The sequence below is a fragment of the Mycobacterium sp. IDUB_1 genome, from assembly GCF_055419625.1.
The window spans coordinates 567662-589094 of sequence record NZ_JBVAYA010000003.1; the positions used below are offsets into that span (position 1 = coordinate 567662).

The following is a 21433-nucleotide window of genomic DNA, read 5'->3' on the forward strand; positions in this document are numbered from 1 at the left end:
GCATCGGACTGGCCTTGGCCGGGGCGACGATCCGACTTGGTGTCACGTGATGGAGCGGTAACGCGCGCACTCCCAGTCACTCACGGCGTTCTGCCATTGCTGGAGTTCCCATTCTCGGGTCTGGGCGTAGTATTCGGCGAAATCGTCTCCCAGCAGGGTCGTGAACGCCGGATCGTTGCGAAACGCCGCGACAGCCGATTCAAGACTGGCGGGTAGCAGGTGACGATTGTCTGCAGGCGTCGATGCGTCGCCTGCCACCGGCGCCGGCGGCTCGACAGCCTCACGTATTCCTTCGCAGACGGCCACCACGAGAGCCGACAAGACGAGATAGGGATTCGTGTCAGCTCCTGGTCTGCGTACCTCGATTCGAGCGTTGCGTTCGGCCAAGGCCACCGCGCGCACTGAGGTCGAGCGATTGTCGACACCCCAGCTGGCCGTGGTGGGGGCAAAGAATCCAGGGACCAGCCGCTTGTAAGAGTTGATTGTCGGGTTCATGATGGCCGACATTGCGGGCAGATGTCGCAAGATGCCCCCGATGGCATGACGCATGGTGACGTTGGGCGTCATCGGGTCATCCGGGATCATCACATTGTTGTCACCGGACCACAGTGACAGGTGCACATGCCCGCTCGATCCTTCCTCGCCAGGGACGGGTTTGGCGAGGAAGCTTGCTTGCAAACCATTTTCACGTGCCACTGCGTGTATCGCGTATCTGAGCAATATGGCGTTGTCTGCCGCGCGCAGACCCTGCGCCGGGTCCAGGTTGACCTCGACCAACCCGGCTCCGCCCTCGGTGTGGATGACGGACAAGCCCAGGTCGAGGCTTTCGCTGGCCGCGTGCAGTTGGTCGCAGAACTCGGCGATTTGATCGACGCCTGCGGCGCTGTAGCACTGGGGTCCCGTCGCGGCCTTGCCATCCTCGAGTCGTCGCAAACGCAACTCATATTCGAACGCCACGACGGTCCGCAACCCCAGTTCCTCCAGCTGCCCGAGTGCCGCTCGCAGAACCTGACGACTGGACAGATCACAGGGAGACCCATCGGACCAGGTCAGGTCGCCAAGGCAGATCCGACCATCGGTCCGCCAAGACACGGGCCGCAGTGTGGACTGGTCGGCAATCAACAGCACGTCGCCCGATCCCGCAGCAGGCCCGATGTTCTGCAACGTCGTGATCGGGGCGTCGACGGGGTCAATGGCAAGGATGATGTCAGGGGTGGCCACATGTGGCTGCTCGCAGAGACGATCGAATGCCGCGTACGTGTAAGACTTTCCGCGGATGACGCCGTTGACATCGGTGAAGCCCAGAAATGTGAAGCTCATGTGTTCTCCATTCGAGGACAGGGCGACTGTCCCGCCGCGAGATCGAAAGCCCGCCCCGATCGGCACCCGGGTGACGCGTCATTGGTCGGAAATGAAGACATTTTTCTCCTCGGTGAACGACATCAACGCCTCGGGTCCCAACTCGCGGCCGATGCCCGACTGCTTGACGCCCCCGAACGGTGTCCAATAACGCACCGAGGAGTTCGAATTGACGCTCAGCGTGCCGGTTTCCACCGCCCGCGCAACTCGCATCGCCCTGCCGACGTCGCGAGTGAACACAGAACCCGACAGTCCGTATTCGGTGTCGTTGGCCATCGCGACGGCGTCAGCCTCATCGCCGAAGGGCATGACCGCCAGGACCGGCCCGAACACTTCCTCGCGCCAGACTCGCTCGGCGGGGTCGTGTACTGAGACCACCGTCGGCGGGCACCAGTATCCCGCTCCGTCCGGGGCTGATCCCTGAAACGCCACAGCACAGTCGGTCAAGAAGCTGCGCACCCGGTCTCGGTGCGCCGATGAGATCAACGGACCCATGTCGCTGGCCGGATCGGCCGGATCGCCGACGCGCATTTGCCCGACACGCGCTTCGAGTAGGGTCATGAACTCATCGAACACGTTGCGCTGCAGCAGTAACCGCGACCGCGCGCAGCAATCCTGGCCGGCGTTGTCGAAGACGGCGGACGGGGTGCTCGCCGCGGCAGCGGCTAAGTCGGCATCGGCGAAGACGATCATGGCACTCTTGCCGCCAAGTTCGAGCGTGACACGTTTGATCTGATCGGAACATCCCGCCATGATTCGCCTGCCCACGGCGGTGGACCCGGTGAAGCACACTTTCCGTACGGCGGGATGCGACACGAACCGTTCACCGACGACCGCTCCTTCCCCGGGGAGCACCGTGAACACACCCTCGGGAATCCCGGCCTCCTCGGCGAGCTCACCCAACCTGATCGCTGTCAACGGCGTCAGTTCAGACGGCTTGAGAACGACGACATTTCCAGCAGCCAAGGCTGGCGCAAACCCAAACGCAGCGATCGGCATGGGAAAGTTCCACGGCACGATGATGCCGACCACCCCGAGAGGTTCGCGGAAGGTGACATTCACACCCCCTGGCACCGGAATCTGTTGTCCGATATTGCGTTCAGGAGCACCCGAGTAGTAGTCGAGGATGTCTCGGACGAGCCCTGCCTCGGCGACTGCGTTTCGGCGAACGTGGCCAGCGTTGGCGACTTCGAGATCAGCCAATTCGTCGGTATGGGCGTCGACCGCGGCGGCAAATCGGCGCAGCAGTCTGCCGCGGGTGGCGGCTGGCGTACCTCGCCACCCGATGTACGCCTGGGCGGCTAGGTCGATAGCACGATCGGTGGCGGCACGGTCGGCCCAGCGCACGGTGGTGATCACCTCCTCGGTGGCCGGATTGACGACGCCATGTTGACTCATCACTTTTGCCCCGGTGCGGTCAGCGCTGTGCCTCGACGGCCGACGGGGCTCGCCGCCGCCTCTTCGCGACGGACGGGACTGGGCAACCAGGGTCGGGCGGTGTCGATCTCGCGGGCTAGCCGGGACCCATCGAAGACCGCATCGGCGATCAGTCGCGGAGTCACGCAATCCCCCACCCGGTACACCGCAGTGATGCCGCAGCGGGCCAACCGTTGATCATCGCCGACCAACTCATGGTAAAGGGCATCTTCGGAAAGTCGTTGCGTCACCAGGACAACAGCGTCGGAGGGCACAGCAAAATGCACACCATATTCGTCGAGCACGACTCCAGAGCGCGTGACTCGACGCAGCTGGCAGTCTCGCCGCACCTCGATCTGAAGACGGCGCAGTCGCTGCCGTACGTAGCCACCTTCAAGCGTCTCGTCGGCGAAAGGCGCCACTGTCGCAAACGGCGTGACGAACTGCACGTCGAAGCCTTCATCGTGCAGGAGTTCGGCGAGCGCGCTGCCCATGAAGTATCCCTCGGAGTCATAGACCACGACCCGACGCCCTGGGGGTAACTTGCCCTGCACCATGATCTGTTCGGGTGTCAGCACGTGGTCGCACCGGGCGTCGCAGCCGGGGATCGCTTCGTGTGTCAAATGATTCATTCCATCAGTGGCCCAGCGAGAACCCGAGGCGATCACAACGATCTGCGCACCGTAGTCAAGGACGTCCGCCAGTTCCAGCCGATTTCCACAGGCCACTTGGACGTTGCGCAGTTGACGCAGCTGGGTTTCCCGCCACTCCCACACGCGAGCCCACTCTCCGAGGCCCGGTAGCCGACACATCCATCGAAGCGCTCCACCGAGGTGCGCACCGGCGTCGACAAGATGGACGTAATCAAGCCCGCGCTTGCCGAGCACCATCGCGCATTCCATCCCTGCAGGACCGCCGCCCACTACTAGCACCGGCGTGTCCCGTGCGGCGATGGACACCATCGTCTCCGGGTGCCACCCGCGGCGGTATTCCTCTCCTGCCGTTGGGTTCTGCGTACACGAGAGGTGACCCAGGTTCCCAGTGGCGATACATACGTTGCACCCGATGCACTCGCGGATGTCGTCGATATGACCCGACTCGACTTTGCGAGGTAGGAAGGGGTCGGCAATCGAGGGGCGGGCCGCGCCGATCAGTGCCAGTTCACCCGTGCGGATGATGCGAGCCATCTCATCGGGGTTGGTCATCCGCCCCACACCCACGACGGGCGTGGGAGTAATTGCTTGGACCTGGCTAGACCAGCGCAGTTGGGAACCCTGTGTGACGAAGCGAGACGGCCCCGAATCCAGGGACCAGGTGACCTGGGTTCCGACGTGAATGTCCCACAGGTCTACCAGATGATCTGTCAGCGAGACGAATTCGAGTGTTTCTTCGATACCGACTCCGACCGGCCCTTCCGGGGTTACCCCCATGCGAATTGCGATCGCGCAGTCCTCGCCTACCGCGGCGCGTACCATCTCGGTGGTCTCGAGCCAGAATCGTGCGCGATTGCGAAGGTTCCCGCCGTACTGGTCTGTGCGGTGGTTGTAGAACCGGGACAGGAACTGTGTCGGCAGATGGGTGTGGCCACCGTAGACGTAGACGATGTCGAAGCCGGCCTCCCTCGACCGGCGCGCTGCTTCGACCCAATCATGCTGAACCCGGCGGATGTCGGTGAGTTCCATCTGCTTGGGTACACGAGTGGCGTGGGCATCGCTGGCCAGCTGGCTCGGTCCGATCAACGGCCACCGTGATTCCCTGGCACTGGCGTCGGCACCGCCGTGGCCGAGTTCGATCGCCGCCAAGGCTCCGTGCTGATGAACCCCGTCAGCGAACACAGCCAGCCGCGCGACGTCTTCGTCGTCCCACATCCGCTCGGTACGCACGGGCGTGATGTCGGCATCGGGACTGATCGTGCAGATGCCCGTCGACACTGCGGCCCAGCCCCCTTCGGCTTGGGTGGCGGCGTAACGGGCGCGCGTTCGGTATTTTTCCGTACCGAATCCAGGCCCGTGGGGTACCTGATAGAAGCGGTTTCGCAAGATCTTCGGTCCAATGGCAAGTGGTTCGAAGAGCGCAGCGTGCTCTGGCCGCGTCATGTTGTTCCCATCGTTGGGCCGGTCGCGCAATCGATACGCACCACAGCTCGGCTTTATGGCCTCGTAACGAGGCCAAATCTACGATGGCCCGGCGAGGGTGTCAACACTAGAAGGAGTTGGCTGTCAGCTGCCCGGCGTTTCCCGCCACGAAAGCGGGGAACCGATGCCACGACGGCGTCGCGCGGCGTCGATCAGGCTCCCAATGACTCGGCTCCGGTCATTGGCTTCCGGATGCCATTGCACGCCAACGGCGTAGGTGTGCCTGCTCGACTCGACCGCTTCGATGACCCCATCGCCAGCGTGCGCGACGGCACGCAGATGATCGCCGAGGCGGTCGACAGCTTGGTGATGGTGACAGTGGACTTGGTGGTCCGCCTCGCCGATAGCGTCGAATAGGGCAGACCCGGCATGCACCGCCACCGTGTGCTCCGTTCCCGAGAAAGTGCCCAGTGCCCGACGGTGAACAGCACGCTGTGCGTTGTCGAGATGCTGAATCAGTGTGCCTCCGAGGGCGACGTTCAGAATCTGCATGCCCCGGCAGATTCCGAGCAGGGGAATGTCACGTTGCAGCGCAGCCGCTGCGACGGCGAGTTCGTGTTCGTCTCTTTCTGGATTGCTCGCTTCGGTGTGTTCTTCGCGCCGCGCGCCGTAGATCGCGGGGTCCACATCGACACCACCGATGAGCAGCACGCCGTCCACCCGATCCAGCACGGTATGGACGTGTGCGCTGGATGAGGATGTCGGTGGAATCAGCACCGACAGTGCGTGGGACCTGGATATGGCGCGCAGGTAGTTGCCGGGCGCGATGGCCGCCTCGGCGTCCCAGAAGCCCCAACGAGCGCGTTCCAGGTTTGTGCAGACGGCGATGACGGCTCCCGGGCGAGGCACATGAATACCTTTCTATGGCTCCCTATTAAAGCCATAGACTAACGCAGCTCACGGCATCTCCGGTCGAGCCCGGGCTGACGGTGCTCAGCTGCCCTTGGCGCGGTAGGAGCTGGAGGTGCCGATCAGGACCCGAACCCCGGCTTCGGTTGGTCCGAGGTGCTCGCCCATGGCTCGCGCTGCCCGAACCGGATCGGAGGCGTAGATGGCGTCGAGAATCGCTTCGTGCTCGCTGTTGATCCGTTCGTGCCACATGGCAGTTCCGGGTTGCGCCCAGATGGCTTGGTTGAGGGTGATGCGCACTTGCCGCACGGCTGCCGCAAGGTGTTCGATGCCAGTAGATTTGGCGATCAAAATATGGAATTCCGTATCCAGCTGGTGAAATTGGAGAGGATCGTCGGTCTCGCGCATCCGCGTCATCAGCCCTCTGAGCCGATTGAGGCAGTCCGAGTCTGCGGTTCGTGCGGCTTCGGCAGCTGCGCCTTCCTCAATGATCCTGCGGAATCGGACAGCATCTTCGAGCTCGTCGCCTGCCAGTCGAATCTCCAGCAACCGCCGCTCGTGGCCGTCGCCATCTAGACGAGGGTCGGTGACGAAGGTCCCCCCAGAGCGGCCGCGGCGTGTCTCGATCAACTTCTCCAACTCGAGGATGTGCAGGGCTGCCTTGATGGTGTTGCGACCGACTCGCAGCATCTGAGCGAGGTCACGTTCCGTTGGCAGTGCTGCACCGACCGGAATGAGCCCGAGCAGGATGTGGTGGCGCAGTTGCTCGGCCACGTACTCATGCGCACGCACCGGTTCGATCGGCGTGAAAGCCATCAACGGCTCCCTGTTCTGTGTCGGTGCGCCGCCTTCGTCCACAGTAGACATCCGTTTATGGTACGCAATTGGTACCGCAAAGCCAGGGGCCTGGCAGAGCTCCTGTGCCCATGCAGGCGGAATGCTGCTGAACCGCGGAGAGACTTTGGAAGGTGGCATCTGGTGGCCGAGGGATCATTCTGGAACGCCGTCGACGACTACGTCATTCGCTACGGGGCTACATTTACTCCGCGTGTGATCGAACGGGCACAGGGTTCGTACGTCTATGACTCGGCGGGCGAGGCCATCCTCGACTTCACCTCCGGCCAGATGAGTTCCATTCTTGGCCATTGCCATCCGGAGATCGTCTCTGCCACTTCGAGTGCCATTGCGTCGTTGGACCATCTCTACAGCGGCATGTTGAGCGCGCCGGTGGTGCAGTTGGCCACCAGACTGGCGGCGACGCTTCCCGCTCCCCTGCAAAAGTCCATGCTGTTGACCACCGGCGCCGAAGCGAACGAAGCCGCGCTCAAGATTGCGAAGCTCTACACCGGAAAGTACGAGGTGGTCTCGTTCGACCGGTCTTGGCATGGCATGACTTCCGGGGCGGCGGCGGCTACCTTCTCTGCTGGGCGCCGAGGTTACGGCCCACCGGTCCCGGGAAACCTCACGCTGCCCACGCCGAATGCCTACCGGTCGCCGTTCCGCAAGCCCGACCAGTCCTACGACTGGGAAGCCGAACTCGCCTACGGATTCGCGTTGGTCGACCGCCAGTCGTCAGGCAGTCTGGCGGCCTGCATCGTTGAGCCGATCCTGTCGTCGGGCGGAATCATCGAACCGCCTGCGGGCTACTTCCGCGAGCTCAAGTCGATGTGCGAGCAGCGTGGAATGCTGCTGATCGTCGACGAAGCCCAGACCGGCCTCGGCAGGACCGGCTCCATGTACGCCTTCGAGCGGGACGGTATCGTCCCCGACATCCTGACGCTGTCAAAGACGTTGGGGGCCGGCCTACCGGTGGCGGCCACGATCACCACGGCAGAGATCGAACAGAGCTGCCATGACCGGGGTTTCTTGTTCTTCACCACACACGTGTCCGACCCGCTTGCCGGCGCGGTCGCACTCACTGTTCTCGACGTCATCGAGCGAGAGGGGCTGGTGGCCCGCGCGGCGCAGCTTGGTGCGCAGCTGACTCAACGGCTGATTGAGATCCGCGACCGATTCGAAGTCGTCGGCGACGTACGGGGTCGTGGACTTCTCCAAGGTGTGGAACTGGTCCGCGACAAGCAAAGCAAGACTCCTGCAGATCGGCTCGGAGCCACGATCACCGCGGAATGCTTGTCGCGTGGTCTGCACATGAACATCGTGCAACTTCCGGGGATGGGCGGCATCTTCCGCATCGCCCCGCCGTTGACCATCACCGAGACCGACCTGCATCGCGGACTGGACACTCTGCAGGCATCCATCGGCGCCGTCGTTGCATCGGGCGCGGCACACGGCTGACTGTTCGAAGGTTGACGCACGGCCGCTCCTATCCTAGGTTTAATGGACTTGCATTGGAGCCTTTAATCGCCAGCGCCTCGTGATTCGGCGGAACCCTGTTAGGAAATTGAGCGTGCACACCGTCTCACCATCGCCTGCGGGCCGCGCCCGAGCTGGCGCCTTCCGGCCAACGGTCAGCAGCGGCACATCGATCGCCGTGGCGCGGTGGTTCGCCCAGCTGCTGGTGGTTCTGCTTATCGTGTCGGTCGCGGTATTCGTGGCGACCCGTGTACTGCCCAGCGATCCGGCCCAAATCAAACTCGGTCCCCGCGCCAGCCTGCCGGCGCTGGCAGAGCTTCGTTCGCAGATGGGACTCGATCGAAGCTTGTTCGTGCAGTACGTGAGCTACATGGCCGGCGTTCTTCGCGGTGATCTCGGTCAGTCCTGGGATGGCCGGTCGGTGGCGGCTCTGATCGCCGAACGTGCACCGCTGAGCCTGATGCTGCTGGCCGGTGGCTTAACGGCTAGTGTAGCGATCGCCGTTCCCCTTGCCCTGATCTCCGCCGCGCGGCGAGATCGCATGGCAGACCAAACTATTCGAGCGCTGGCTCTCGTGGCCCTCTTCCTACCATCGTTCTGGGTGGCGTTCATCGCCATTCGGTTCGTCGCCCTCCAGACCGGATGGTTTCCCGTCTCTGGGTTGGGTTCGACGCCCGACGACCTCGTTCGCTCCCTGGTACTTCCCTCGCTGACTATCGGCTTCACCACCTCTCCGTTGCTGGTTCGCAGTCTGCGGAGCAGTCTCATAGAAATCCTTGAATCCGACTACGTCGCAGTGGCGCGTGCTCTCAAGGTCCGCCGGTGGCGCTTGACCACGCACCACATCCTGCGCAATGCCGTGGGACCGTCGATCGCCATTCTTGCCGTGCTCTTCGGTCTGCTCCTGTTCGACGTGGTCGTCATCGAATACGCCTTCGACATTCCCGGGCTGGGCTCGGCGCTGATCGACGGAGCCCGCCACAGAGATGTCTCCGTCGTCCAGGGACTCGCGCTGCTGTTCTCCGTAGCCGTCGTCATCGCCAACTCCCTAGCCGACGGCGCGGCGAAGTGGCTGGACCCCCGACAGAGGACGCGATGACGACAACCGCAGATCGCACCACCGGGCCTCGGCGGATGGTGCCCGAAAGTCGCCGCAGCTCGCGGGGACTGGGAAAGTTGCTCGCCGGCGGACTCGTCGTCGCGGCGTTCCTGGTGGTGGCGTCGGCGCCGAGCCTGATCGCGCCTTTCGACCCGATGCACCAGGACCTCGCCAATGCGCTGGTAGCACCGGATGGCGAGCACCTGCTCGGCACCGATAGCCTCGGCCGAGACGTGTTCTCGCGCCTGGTATACGCCACCCGGGTGGACTTGCGGGTGGGGGTGCTGGGTGCGGTGTTGCCGATGGTCATCGGCAGTACCGTCGGCCTGATCGCAGGGATGGCTCACCCGTGGGTTCGTGCCGCTCTGATGCGGCTCGCTGACGTCGTGCTTGCTTTCCCTGTTCTCGTTTTGTTCATGGTGCTGGTGGGTCTGATGGGGCCTGGTGACGGCGTTCTCTTCCTCGGGCCAGGTGAGGCGCCTGTGCTCCTGGGCTTCGCGTTGGTGGGATGGCCGGTCTATGCGCGACTTTTGAATGCAGAAGTGCGACGGGTCACGTCCTTGGGCTACTACGAAGCAGCCCGAGCGGGTGGGCTGCCGGTTCCTCGTATCATCGCCCGGCACGTCCTGCCCAACAGCATCGGACAAGTTCTGGTCTACGCCTGCGTGGACATCGCCCTTGCCATCCTGGCCCTGTCGACCCTGTCCTTCATCGGCCTAGGCGTGCCGCCCGGAGTGCCGGAATGGGGATCGATGATTGCCGACGGCAGTCAGGCGATGGTGACCAGTTGGTGGCTCGTCGTCGCCCCCGGCATCGTGATCTGCGTTCTCGGTGTCGCTTTGGCGCTCATCGGCGACGGCCTCGACGACCGGCTGAAAGGAAGCTGAACGTATGACCGTGCCGGTGCTGGGCGTGCGGGGGTTGACGGTCGCGGCTGGTCGAACTCGGCGCGCCCGAATCGTCGAGAACGTGACATTCGAGCTGCATGCGGGCCGCTGCCTGGGCATCGTGGGTGAGTCCGGCAGCGGCAAAAGCATGACCCTGCGCGCGATCATGGGACTGGCGCCGGCACGAATCACCGCCGGGACGGTCGCGGCCGGGACGCTCTCGATGATTTTCCAAGACGCCATGAGCGCTCTGAATCCGGCCATGCGTGTCGGTGAATTGGTGGCTGAAGGTCTTCGTGCTCAACGGGTTCCGAGATCGAAGCTGCGTGCCCGAGCACTGGAACTGTTGGCCGAGGTGGGCGTACCCGACCCGCGGCGGCGAGCGAACAGCTGGCCTCACGAACTTTCGGGCGGTCTGCGGCAGCGCGTCATGATCGCAATGGCGTTGTCGGTGGAGCCGCAGGTGTTGCTGTGTGACGAACCGACCACGGCGCTCGATGTCACGATCCAGGACCAGGTACTGTCGCTGCTGGAGAGGCTCCGTGTCGAGCGCGACCTGGCCATGGTGTTCGTCAGCCATGACCTGGCGGTGATCTCCCGCATCGCCGACGACGTGGCGGTCATGTACAGCGGTAGCTTCGTGGAAGTCGGTGCGGCGTCGCAATTGCTGACCCTCCCCCGCCATCCGTACACCCGGAGTCTTCTTTCGGCGGCTCCGGACGCCGGTCGACCCAAGGGCCGCTTGACCACCATTCCCGGCCTTCCGCCCGATGTCGGTTCCCGGCCCCCGGGTTGTGTCTTCGCTCCCCGCTGTGCGATGAGCGAGGAGGAATGCACGACCGCGAGGCCGCCGTTGCGCACTGTTGCAGAACGGCACCAATCAGCCTGCCGGCGGCAGGAAGTCGTCTCAGAGGCGGTGCGATGACTCCGATAATCGAGCTGAACGACGTGTGCGTGCGCTTTAGCGGACTCACCGCGGTGGACGAGGTCAGCTTTGCGGTTGACCGCGGAACGGCCATCGGTATTGTCGGCGAGTCTGGTTGTGGCAAATCGACTTTGGCGCGCGTCATGGTCGGTCTACAGAAACCCTGCGCGGGCGAGGTGCTGATAGACGGTAGTCCTGCAGGCGCACACCGCTCGAGGGAGCAACGTCGCCGCATCCAGATGGTGTTCCAGGACCCGACCTCCTCGTTGAACCCACGCATGACCGTGGGCTCTATGCTGCGCGAACTGCTCGTCGCACACGGCCATCGAAGCCGCGACGCTCTCCACACACGCGTTCGTGAACTGGTCGACCTGGTGGGGCTACCCCAGTACGTGCTCGAGCAAAGGCCCAGAGTGCTTTCCGGGGGACAGCGACAGCGAGTGTCGATTGCGCGGGCCCTCGCAGTCGAGCCCGACGTGCTGGTCGCCGACGAGGCGGTGGCGGCCCTCGACGTGTCGGTTCAGGCAACCATCGTCAATCTCCTGGTCGAACTACAGGAGCAGTTGGGATTGACACTAGTATTCATCTCGCACGATCTGGGTGTCGTCCGCGCGGTGTGTGACGACGTGGCCGTGATGTATTTGGGTCGCGTCGTCGAGGTGGCGCCGGCCGATCAAATCTTCCGGTCGCCGGGACATCCGTACACTCGAGCGCTCCTGCGCGCTGCACCGACGATCCGCACCACAGCTGATGCGCCGGCCTCGGAAGTCCTGCACGGTGAATTGCCGAGCGCGTTCGACATCCCGAGCGGATGCCGTTTCCACCCTCGTTGCCCGGAAGCCATCACAGGATGCGACAGTCACGACCCGGTCTTGCGCTCCGCCGGATCCGACCACCAAGTGGCCTGTGTGCTGCCCGCGCCGCGACTCTGAACTAGGGCGGGATGCGGTCAGGAGGAGGCGCGGCTGAGCGGAGCGACCGAAAAGCCTGTTGACACAGGTGCTTCGAAACCCTCGATGCCAGCCTGCACCGCGAAGGTTTGTTTCTTGGAGACCAGCGGTATCACCGAAGCGCTGTCGTAGGCCCACCGCTCGTAGAACTCGCTCGCGGCTTGTAGCTCGTTCTGATTCTGGGCGTCGTAGAGCATCTGAACAGCAGCACGGGCCGCCGTGGCGTCGTCACCGGCGTAATAGTTCTCCGTATCGGCCAAGAATCCGACCGGGTCCAGAGGGGTGGGCGCCAGCGCGGTGTTCTCCAACAGTGCCAGCTGGTACTCCCCCTTGGTCAACCTGTCAGTTTGCGTCGCACCTTCGACTTTCTCGATCACCGCGTTGATGCCCACCGATGCCAGCATGGGGACCAACGCCTGGCCGGCAAGATCGGTCGATCCGCCGCCGGTGAGGATGGTGATGGGCTGGCCGGTGTAGCCGGCTGAGCTGACGAGTCGCTTCGCCTCTGGAACGTCATGACGACCCCAGTCGCACGTCGGGCATGGCATGACGTTGGGAACGATCTGTGGCGCAACGGTTGTCGCGGATACCGCTTCACCCTTGTAAACGCTCGAAACAAGGGCCTCGCGGTCGACCGCCAACGAGATGGCTCGGCGCATATCCGGTGAGGCCAGCACCGCATCGCGCACGTTGACAATCAGCAGATCTTGCCAGAACGACGGAGAACGCCGCAAAACCTCCTGCGGATACTGCACCGCGTCGGTCGGGCTGATCTCGCTCACGATGTCGAGCTGTTTCGATTGAAATTGCACCAGGCGCTGATTGGCATCGGGGATTACGTCGAACTCGACCCTTTTGAAGAACATGTCGTCGCGCCTGCCGTAGTGGGGATTGGCAACGACTACGACCTGCTCGGACAATCGGGCCGATTCAACTGCGTAGGGGCCGGATCCGACCGGCTTTCGGAAGAAGTCTTCCCGCGACATCCCCGCGAAGTCCTTGGGGAGGATCGACGCCGTGCCGATGGCCAAGACCCCCAATGACGCCAGGCCGGTGGAGCTGAGGTGCAGGATCGCCGAGTGCGGATCCGGAGTGGTAACCCGGTCGATGGATGCGTACCAGGAACCGTAGGAGGCGCTTTGCTTCCACACGTCGACCGAGAAAGCGACGTCGGCCGAAGTGACCGGCTTGCCGTCGGAGAACTTGGCCGCGGGGTCCAGGGCGAAGGTGATGGTGTGCGCTGGCGCGTCGACTTCGTACTTGGTGGCGAGCCCGGGAACGATGGCGCCTTTGGGGTCGAGCGCGACCAGCGTTTGAAAGATGTTGGCTAGAACGGCGAACGATCCGGTCTGATAGGCCACAGACGGGTCCAGTGTGTCGACCGGGGCGGCGAGTGACATCGTCAGGGTGTCCCCCGCGCCACCGCTGCGAATGGATGCTGGACTGCAGCCCGATAAGGCCAGCCCCATCGCGAGACAGACCGTCGCGACAGCTCGAAGATTCATCGTCACGCTCCCCTATAAACAAAGGCTCTTTGGCTCTTGTTCGGAGCCTTTATGCTGCATCATGGAATCCGCGCCGTCAAGGACTGCGCCCCTCGCGGACCGCGCGGGCCACTCCGAACCAAGAGTCAGGACCGATCGTGACAGCAACGCACTCCCCCGATGGACGTCCGCGCGCCCGCGCACTGGGCATCTCCTTCGGAGGCGATCCCGGTGCCCTCAATGCCATCACCGACGTTCCCGGCATCGAGGTGGGTACCACCACCCTGATCGAAGGGGACGGCTCATTGGTGGTAGGCAAGGGCCCAGTCAGAACCGGCGTTACCGCTGTCCTGCCGCGCGGCAGATCCGGCCTTGGAGAACCCTGCGCGGCCGGCTGGTACTCCCTGAACGGCAACGGCGAGATGACCGGCACTACATGGGTCGACGAGGCAGGCTACCTGGACATGCCGGTGGTGCTTTCCAATACGCATGCCATCGGTACCTGCCACGCGGCCGTCATCGCCTGGGCCAACGACGTCGATCCGCGGTTGTCACGGCGGTGGCTGCTTCCAATCTGCGCCGAGACCTACGACGGTTACCTCAACGACATCAACGGACACCACGTGACCGAGGCGCACGTTCGCGCAGCACTCGATGGCGCGACAAGCGGACCGGTCGCCGAAGGGTCCGTTGGCGGCGGTACGGGAATGAGCTGTTATGACTACAGCGGCGGTAACGGCACCTCGTCGCGGCTGGTGGCTTACGGCACCACGTCCTACACGGTCGCGGTGTTCGCCCAGACGAATTTCGGGGTCCGCACCGAACTCACCATCGCCGGAACGCATGTTGGTCCTTCTCTCGCACAGGACAATCCGATCGCCGAGCCGTGGCACGGAGCAGATCCCACAACACCTGTTCCACCCGGCGCAGGGTCACTCATCGTCCTAGTGGCAACCGACGCGCCGCTGCTCCCTGGCCAGTGCAAGGCTCTGGCGCGACGAGTCCCCCTGGGAATAGCTAGGACCGGGACCACGGGCAGCCACTTCTCAGGGGACATTTTCCTGGCCTTCTCAACCGCGCCGGCGCCGGGACTGTCGAGCGACTATCCGCGAGGCGAACCGGATGTGAAATCGTTGTCCTTCATCCCCTGGGGACGTATGGACGATCTTTACACCGCCGCCGTGCAAGCGGTCGAAGAAGCCATTATCAATTCGATGGTGGTCAACGAGGAGATGACGGGCCGCGACGGCCACCGACTTCCAGCCCTTCCGCTGCGTCGCCTCGACGAGCTCCTCCGGGGGTAGCTGCACACGGCCGCGAGCGACATCCGGCGCAGGCACCGAGACGACGTCCGCGAAAGCTTCGACTGCGCACGCACGGCCCATAGGGCAGGTTGTCGGTGGCAGACACTCTAGGCCGCGGTTAGTCGCTAGACATGCGCGTCGACTTGCGCTGAATGCTTGTCGCCGACATTGTTGAACTTGATCGGATTTCGCGGATTTGGGCCGACTTGGTCGGCCTTGAAGCGGCGATAATTGATCGTCGGGGTGACCGAGCAGGAAGCGGCGATCTCACCCACGGCTAATTGGCGCGAGTCATACATCCGCTCGGCCTTGGCGATCGGGGCCGGTGTCATCTTTGGTGTGCGCCCCGACGTCCGCCTGCGCAGCAGCGGCGAGGCCGGCGCCTCGGGACCGGCCTGAAGGGCGTTGGGCCAGCGTGGCTATCGCGCCAATCTGGCAGCTCGCCGCGCCGGTGCCGGCTCGAACAGCCCCCGGCAAGTCTTGACGCCCGCCCCTCCAAAACCACGTTGAATCACAACTGAATTGGATATCCAGCGAGTATTCCATTCTCGTTCTGCAGCGAGGACTCTGCATCCCGCGGTGCACGCAACTGGTCATCGCGAATGCTGCAGTGTCATACACGTCGAGGACAACACCCGCGACATGGGAGAACGCTCCCCAGTGACCGGTTTGTCAGTCCATCCTCGACGGGCCTAGCCGGGCGAGCCGATGAACTCCATCCCGGCGTCGATCGCCGGACGGTGCCGCAGGATTCGGTAGTGCGCCAGCCGGCCAAGCCCCCGGGTCGTCATCAATTGAGCGCCCGGCCAGATGGTCGACAGTCGCGCCGTCGCGGCGTACGGGCTATCCGGGTCATCGGGGTCGTGGATGAGCAGCAACGGCGGATAGTTCGCGCGGCGGCCGAGGTGCGACATGTTGGTCTCGGCCAGCCGCATGCCGATCCGCCTCTCCAGACGACGGTGTAAACCGCCACGAATCCGGGGACCGAAGTCGTGTCGCGCAGCGAAAAGATCCAGGTACAAAGGGAAGTCACCCATGGGAGCCAACAACACCAGTCGCCCGACGGGTGCACCGTCTGCCGCAGCGAGTGCAGTCGCATTGGCCCCCAACGAATGCGCCACCACCGCGTGGGCGGGACCGTGTGCCCGGATCATCGCCGCAATCGCGTCGGCGCACTCAGTGGCGGTGGTGCGCCCGGGCGCCAGCTCCCCCGGCTCGGATGCGTTGTGGCTGGGTAGATCGAAAGCAATAGCTCGAAAGCCACTCTTTATCAACGGTTTGACGAATACCGCAAGGTGCGCGCGCTGCCCGCCCCAGCCATGCACCAGGTACACCGGCGGCCCGTCGCCCCACTGCTCGCCCACCACCCGGTGTCCGTCACCCCAGTAGGCGTCGATGGGCTCACCCGGACCGACGCCGGGAGGCATACGCAGAGCTGATTCCAGCACCGGCGGTGTGCACCACAGCTCGACCGCCCAGCGCGACCCCACCCACGGCGCCAGCCGCTCCAACCACCGGAACGCCCGGCGCACCCTGGAATCGACCGGCGGCAACACACCCGAGCCTGCGATGTCGAGCAGTGCGATGGCGCTCGGCTGGTCCGGCACGCTTTCAGAAGCCTCTTCGGTCACCCGGAGATCATGACACTAGGGGCATCACACCGACCGCGACCACCTGCCCTCTCGGCACGTGAGCGCGACGTCGGACTGCTCGGAGCGGCGCCGATGCTGACCGCGTCCGGTCAGCCCTTCTGCACGACATTCCGAAACCCGTTGCCCACGCAGGCACCGGCTCGTCAGCGAACGGTGTCGTTCATCAGTCAAGTGGGGCCGTCTTGCTCACTCGAGACACCGAGCTCAGATGATGCGCGCCTTGGTGATACGGATTCTGGTCAGCAGGCCGGGCGGGGCATCCTTCGGTGGGAAATGTTCGCTGGAGCCGAGCATGACCTCCGCCAACTCGGTCAACAGTTCGGGGGCGCCACCCTCGACGACACTGGCCTCACCCGTCACGGTCAAATACGAGGTCAGAGCTCCGGGATGGGGCTGCCTGGACAAGATGGTCACCGCCACGCGCGGGTCCCGACGGATATTGCGGGTCTTCTGATACTCCGCAAGATGAGCAGTGACAAGTTCGTCCCCGTCGGGCGTCGACTGCAGCACCATCCACACGACCGACACCTGGGGACTGCCGTCGGCATTGAGAGTGACCAGCGTGGCGTCGGCACCGTCGCCGATGAAGGCGCGCGCGTCGGCATCGAGTCTCATGGGGGTTCCCTTCAGGTCGGTGCGAACCAATCGTCGATCATCATGACGCGACACGTCGGTAGAAGTCGACATGTGCGGCAGCCGCAGCGTCCCACGTCATGCTCGACGCCAATGCGCGACCCGGCGCCGCGTCGGGCGGCGTAGCGATTGCTTCCCGAAGCCGAGTGGCGAAACCCATCGGTCTGGTCGCGTAGGTCACGGTGTTTGCGAACACTTCACGCAGGACGGGAAGATCACGCGCCACCACGGGCCTGCCAGCGGCCAACGCCTCCATGGCGGCCAGACCGAACCCCTCCTTGGTGGACGGGAAGGCGAACACCTCGCATGCGGCCACCAGACTCGGTAGTACGTCGTTCTCGACGGTACCGAGGATCACTGGGGCGACGCCCAGTTCAGCGCAGCGCTCGTCGAATGCGGACCGGTAGTCGCGATAGTCGAAAAGCGTTTCACCACCAGCGATCACCAGCGAGACTGTCGGTTCATGCGCCCGAAGCACAGCCATCGCCTCGACCAGATCTATCGTCCCTTTGCGGGGCTCGATCCCCCCGACCGCCAGGACATACCGACCGAGCTCTGCGTGCCACCGTTGCTGCGCCGCCACATCGTGTGATGCATCGATGAACCGTTGCGCTTGAACACCATTGGGTATCACCGTCGGCGACAGACCCCAGCAGGCGCGGACTTCGTCGGCCACCGCCTGTGAGACACAGATCCGGGCGTATGGCTCGACGATGGCGCGCTCGTGGCATTCGGCGAGGACGGGGGTCGTGAACTGGTCGAGATGGTGGATCGTGCGGATACACCGCCCCACCGCATTGGCGCTGATGCAATCCTGCGCGTGCACGATGTCGAAATCATTCGCACAGAACGCGTCTCGCAGTGTCGCGATCGAACGCACGATCCGATCGGTGACGGTGTCGCCAGGCAGATCGGTGAACTCGACCAGATTGACGGTCACGGCAGGATCGACGGCACGGAAGAAGCCGCGATCACCGGCGCGCGCCAACGACCACACCGTCACATCGACCCCGCGGTGCGCCAGCGCTTCGGCCAGGTTCAGCGTGTGCACCACACCGCCGCGCGGTTTGGTCGAGTACGTCAGCAGGGCGACACGCATCGTCACGACCCGCTCCGGTAGGTGTCCGGGCGCAGTTCCGCGAGGTGGTTGAGCACCTTGCGGGCGCGACTGATCTCGGCGTCCACGTCGATCTCCGCCTTCGCGAGCCCCCCTTTTGCTCGGGTGGTCGCCAGAATGTCCCCGCCCGGCCCCACCACCTTGGCCTGACCGAGGAAACGCAGATTGCCCATCACACCAGTCTGATTGGACGACACCAACACCACCTGGTTCTCGGCGGCGCGAGCGCAATCGTACAAGTCGAACAGACGTGACTGACGGTCGGCGGGCAGCCGAGAGGCGCGATCGGTGATACTGGCCGGCCACGCCGACAGAGCGGCGATGACGTGCGCGCCTTCGGCCGCCAGGGTGCGCGCCGCTTCCGGGAAGGTCTTGTCGTAGTCGATCAACATCCCGAGTCTCCCCACAGGGGTGTCGAATGCCGAAAAGTCCTCACCTGCAAGGTAGGTCAGTGATTCGCCTGCCGGCTGGTGCACCTTGCGATAGGTGCCCAGGACGCCGTCGCCGGTGACGCAGATGGCGGCGTTGTACCGGCCGCCACCGGCGGCTGCCTCCGCATATCCCAAGCAGACGGTCATCGGCCCTGCCGCGGCGATGACGTCGGCGATCTCGGGACCGTCGGGATCGAGCGCAGGCGGCGGGTCCGCCGGGTCGGGGGCACGGAAGTCGCCGATGTACCCACCCAGGCACGCGTCGGGCAGGACAAGCAGATCGACGCCGTCCTGTCGGGCGGATGCGATGATGCCGACGACTTTCTCGACACAGCGAGGGAGGTCGCGCCCGAAGTGCGCGGCCACCGCAGCCAGGGTCACCGATGTCATCGGCTGTAGCCTACGACGGCCCCAGCCCCGTCACCGCAGGCGCGAGCGCGTTCGTCACCATTCCGTCGGGCCACCGCAGCCGCACGCCGGGTTCGGCTGTCAGCACACCGCATTCGGCGCTGTCGACGCCGGCGGGCGGGGCGTGCACCGACTGCGGTCCCGCGGTCAGCATCCCGTACCCCGGGAAGCAGGTCAGCCAGTCCCCCATCGCCGCATCAGTGGGCCGAGGGACCGACGCAACGTCGATCTCCGCTCCGGTGCCGCACGCTTCGGCCATCATGCCGAGGGTGCCGGCGATGCCGGCCATACTCACGTCTTTCGCCGACTTCGGCGACGCCTGCGCCACCAGGCCCGTCATGGCCACCAGGTCGGCGCTACTGCGTCTGCCGGTCGAATCCCACTGCCGCCCGTGATATCCCGGCCGCCATCGACCCGAAGTGTCAGCGGTCAACCGCACCGTGTCCCCCACTGCGGCTCCTCCGGCTCGAACGGGGGCACTGCTGCGTCCCAGCGCAGTGACGGACAGGGCTGCCGGCACACCGAGCTGGGTGTGTCCGCCGAGAACCGGTACCTGCCAGGCCGCCGACGCCCGGGCGACGCCGGCGATCACCTTGTCGAGCAGGGCCCGGGTAGGAGCGCCCACAGCATCGAGGAGACCGATCGGGCGCGCTCCCATGGCGGTCAGATCGTTGACGTTGACCAGAACCGAACACCAGCCGGCCCATTCAGGGTCCCGTTCCACCATGGACGGGATGATCGCGTCGCACGCGGCGATCAGATCGCTTCCCGGCACCGGCACGCCGTCGTCACCGACGAAACCCGCGGGCCCGAGTGCTCCCGGCACAGTTCGTAGGGGCGCCAACGCATCACCGAGAAACGACTTGGTGGCGGTGGCGACTCGTTGGATCGATGTGATCGGCCATCGCATCCAGGCGTGCTCCTGTCCGGCGACCACCCGCTCACCGACGAGATGCCATCCCAGGCTCTCGAACAACCGGGAGTACCGCCGTTGCACGGTCGCCTCGAATCGCAGCACGCCGGCCGACTCGGCATGGGCGCAGGCCGCCCGCACCAGCGCGGGGCCTACACCGTCGGACCGAACGCCGGGGTGAACCACCAGCCTGCTGCCGGTCCACCATCCGATGTCGGGGTCGGTGGCCGGGGCCAGCCGCACTCCCCCGAGCACACTCCCATCGGGGGCGGTGGCCACCAGGACGACTGTGCGTGGATCGTCGTCGATGTCGTCGCGGTCGGAACCCGTGAACAGGCCTTGAGCGGAGACGAACTCTTCTCGGCGCAGGTGCCGGTAAGCCGTGATCTCTGACGAGCTCGACGCCGGGGTGATCAGGAACGGAGCCGCCGGGCGCGGCGTGCCGGACAGGATCGACAGTCCGACAGGGGCGTGCGCGCTCGCTGCGAACGGGATCATCACGCCCCCAGGTTCTGCAGGACGCTGCACGCTCCGCATGCGGCGCACCCCGCCCGTTGGTCGGCTCCTGTCATGCCGGCTGACTGCAGCATCAGGGCGACTTCGCGGCTGACCTTCTCGACCACCGATGCCTTTGGGGCACAGGCACCATCGACGTCGACGGCAAGCGATCCAGACTGCGGACGGAACGGGACGACGAACGGGTACACCCCCATGTCGATCAGTTCTGCTGCGCCACTGATCAACTCCTGCGGGTCTTCCCCGAGTCCGACAAGCAGGTAGGTCGACACCTGGTTGCGCCCGAATACCCGTACCGCCTCACGCCAGGCCTCCCGATAGCGCTCGACAGTGACCTGGGCTTTGCCGGGCATCCATCGTTTCCGGACCTCGTCGTCGAGCGATTCGATGTGGATGCCGATGGCGTCGGCGCCGGCCTCACGCAGTTCGGTCAACACCTCCAGGTCCGCAGGCGGTTCGCACTGCACCTGGATGGGCAGCGACGGCACCGCACCCTTGACCGCACGGACACAGCGGGCCAGGTGGCGAGCACCGCGGTCGCTGCCCGCCGATGTGCCGGTCGTCATCACCATCTGGGTGACGCCATCCAGACGCACGGCCGCAGCGGCCACCTCGGCCAGCTCAGAGGGCCGTTTCACCGCAGTGGTGGCCCCCGTTCGCAGCGATTCCTCGATCGTGCAGAACCGGCAGCGCTGGTCTTCGGCGTACCGGATGCATGTCTGAACCACAGTGGTGGCCAGCACGTCGCGGCCGTGCAGGCGGGCCAGCTTCTCGTAGGGCACACCGTCGACCGTGCACAGGTCATAGAACCGTGGCCGAGTCACCACCTCGACGTCCAGCCCGGTGTCCTCGCCGTCGAGTATCACTCGCGTTCCGTCGAAGACGAAGGGACTGTCCGGGTTACGTGGAATGGCGGCATTGAGGCCGTCGATGACCAGGTGACCGTCAGCACTGGGCCCGGCACCCGCCGTGCGACTCACGGGTGGTGTGCCCCGAAAACCCAACAGCGCAAGATCAACTCGGGTGGATACAGACATGAAAA

General features: G+C 64.7%; 19 protein-coding genes. 6 read left to right on the top strand and 13 right to left on the bottom strand.

The features are described 5' to 3' along the window. Window positions 1–42 precede the first annotated feature (42 nt). The 5 genes from ACZYYX_RS19900 to ACZYYX_RS19920 all read right to left on the bottom strand — a co-directional run bounded on the left by ACZYYX_RS19900 (window position 43) and on the right by ACZYYX_RS19920 (window position 6626). Window positions 43–1320 carry a glutamine synthetase family protein gene (locus tag ACZYYX_RS19900; protein WP_463816317.1) on the bottom strand — a complete coding sequence of 426 codons (1278 nt, stop codon included), beginning with the start codon at window positions 1318–1320 and terminating at the stop codon, window positions 43–45. A 78-nt stretch (window positions 1321–1398) separates the two neighbouring features. Continuing rightward, window positions 1399–2757, bottom strand: coding sequence for an aldehyde dehydrogenase family protein (locus tag ACZYYX_RS19905; protein ID WP_463816318.1), 1359 nt, complete (start codon window positions 2755–2757; stop codon window positions 1399–1401). Continuing rightward, window positions 2757–4871 carry an oxidoreductase gene (locus ACZYYX_RS19910; protein WP_463816319.1) on the bottom strand — a complete coding sequence of 705 codons (2115 nt, stop codon included), beginning with the start codon at window positions 4869–4871 and terminating at the stop codon, window positions 2757–2759. The genes ACZYYX_RS19905 and ACZYYX_RS19910 overlap by 1 nt, the downstream gene beginning before the upstream one ends. A gap of 123 nt (window positions 4872–4994) precedes the next feature. Continuing rightward, the gene (locus ACZYYX_RS19915; protein WP_463816320.1) at window positions 4995–5759 is read right to left on the bottom strand and encodes a gamma-glutamyl-gamma-aminobutyrate hydrolase family protein; all 765 of its coding nucleotides are present in this window, start codon (window positions 5757–5759) and stop codon (window positions 4995–4997) included. Between the two features lie 84 nt (window positions 5760–5843). Further along, window positions 5844–6626, bottom strand: coding sequence for a FadR/GntR family transcriptional regulator (locus ACZYYX_RS19920; RefSeq protein WP_463816321.1), 783 nt, complete (start codon window positions 6624–6626; stop codon window positions 5844–5846). A gap of 111 nt (window positions 6627–6737) precedes the next feature. Between ACZYYX_RS19920 and ACZYYX_RS19925 the strand changes: the two genes are divergently transcribed. The 5 genes from ACZYYX_RS19925 (at window position 6738) to ACZYYX_RS19945 (ending at window position 11915) form a co-directional block, all read left to right on the top strand. Then, window positions 6738–8054, top strand: a complete 1317-nt coding sequence (locus ACZYYX_RS19925) for an aspartate aminotransferase family protein (RefSeq protein ID WP_463816517.1) — start codon at window positions 6738–6740, stop codon at window positions 8052–8054. Between the two features lie 112 nt (window positions 8055–8166). After that, window positions 8167–9171, top strand: a complete 1005-nt coding sequence (locus ACZYYX_RS19930; protein WP_463816322.1) for an ABC transporter permease — start codon at window positions 8167–8169, stop codon at window positions 9169–9171. A gap of 77 nt (window positions 9172–9248) precedes the next feature. After that, window positions 9249–10058 carry an ABC transporter permease gene (locus ACZYYX_RS19935; RefSeq protein WP_463816323.1) on the top strand — a complete coding sequence of 270 codons (810 nt, stop codon included), beginning with the start codon at window positions 9249–9251 and terminating at the stop codon, window positions 10056–10058. Window positions 10059–10062: 4 nt separating this feature from the next. After that, a complete protein-coding gene (locus tag ACZYYX_RS19940; RefSeq protein WP_463816324.1) occupies window positions 10063–10983 on the top strand; it encodes an ABC transporter ATP-binding protein in 921 nt (306 codons plus the stop codon). Next, a complete protein-coding gene (locus ACZYYX_RS19945; RefSeq protein ID WP_463816325.1) occupies window positions 10980–11915 on the top strand; it encodes an oligopeptide/dipeptide ABC transporter ATP-binding protein in 936 nt (311 codons plus the stop codon). The genes ACZYYX_RS19940 and ACZYYX_RS19945 overlap by 4 nt, the downstream gene beginning before the upstream one ends. A 17-nt stretch (window positions 11916–11932) precedes the next feature. On the opposite strand, the gene ACZYYX_RS19950 is transcribed toward ACZYYX_RS19945, so the two are convergent. Then, on the bottom strand, window positions 11933–13438 hold the full coding sequence (locus ACZYYX_RS19950; protein ID WP_463816326.1) for an ABC transporter substrate-binding protein: 1506 nt from the start codon (window positions 13436–13438) through the stop codon (window positions 11933–11935). A 137-nt stretch (window positions 13439–13575) separates the two neighbouring features. Between ACZYYX_RS19950 and ACZYYX_RS19955 the strand changes: the two genes are divergently transcribed. Next, a complete protein-coding gene (locus ACZYYX_RS19955) occupies window positions 13576–14721 on the top strand; it encodes a DmpA family aminopeptidase (RefSeq protein ID WP_463816327.1) in 1146 nt (381 codons plus the stop codon). 125 nt (window positions 14722–14846) lie between these two features. Here ACZYYX_RS19955 and ACZYYX_RS19960 read toward each other — a convergent pair whose 3' ends face one another. From ACZYYX_RS19960 to ACZYYX_RS19990, 7 genes are all read right to left on the bottom strand, one after another. Beyond that, window positions 14847–15053 carry a hypothetical protein gene (locus ACZYYX_RS19960; protein ID WP_463816328.1) on the bottom strand — a complete coding sequence of 69 codons (207 nt, stop codon included), beginning with the start codon at window positions 15051–15053 and terminating at the stop codon, window positions 14847–14849. Between the two features lie 360 nt (window positions 15054–15413). Further along, window positions 15414–16352 carry an alpha/beta fold hydrolase gene (locus tag ACZYYX_RS19965; protein ID WP_463816329.1) on the bottom strand — a complete coding sequence of 313 codons (939 nt, stop codon included), beginning with the start codon at window positions 16350–16352 and terminating at the stop codon, window positions 15414–15416. 225 nt (window positions 16353–16577) lie between these two features. After that, window positions 16578–16988: a PPOX class F420-dependent oxidoreductase gene (locus tag ACZYYX_RS19970; protein ID WP_463816518.1), complete on the bottom strand. Its 411-nt coding sequence runs from the start codon at window positions 16986–16988 to the stop codon at window positions 16578–16580. Window positions 16989–17028: 40 nt separating this feature from the next. Beyond that, on the bottom strand, window positions 17029–18105 hold the full coding sequence (locus tag ACZYYX_RS19975; RefSeq protein WP_463816519.1) for an MSMEG_0565 family glycosyltransferase: 1077 nt from the start codon (window positions 18103–18105) through the stop codon (window positions 17029–17031). A gap of 2 nt (window positions 18106–18107) precedes the next feature. After that, window positions 18108–18944, bottom strand: coding sequence for a carbon-nitrogen hydrolase family protein (locus ACZYYX_RS19980; protein WP_463816330.1), 837 nt, complete (start codon window positions 18942–18944; stop codon window positions 18108–18110). 10 nt (window positions 18945–18954) lie between these two features. After that, window positions 18955–20373: an MSMEG_0567/sll0787 family protein gene (locus ACZYYX_RS19985; RefSeq protein WP_463816520.1), complete on the bottom strand. Its 1419-nt coding sequence runs from the start codon at window positions 20371–20373 to the stop codon at window positions 18955–18957. Beyond that, on the bottom strand, window positions 20373–21428 hold the full coding sequence (locus ACZYYX_RS19990; protein ID WP_463816331.1) for an MSMEG_0568 family radical SAM protein: 1056 nt from the start codon (window positions 21426–21428) through the stop codon (window positions 20373–20375). The genes ACZYYX_RS19985 and ACZYYX_RS19990 overlap by 1 nt, the downstream gene beginning before the upstream one ends. Window positions 21429–21433: the final 5 nt, after the last annotated feature.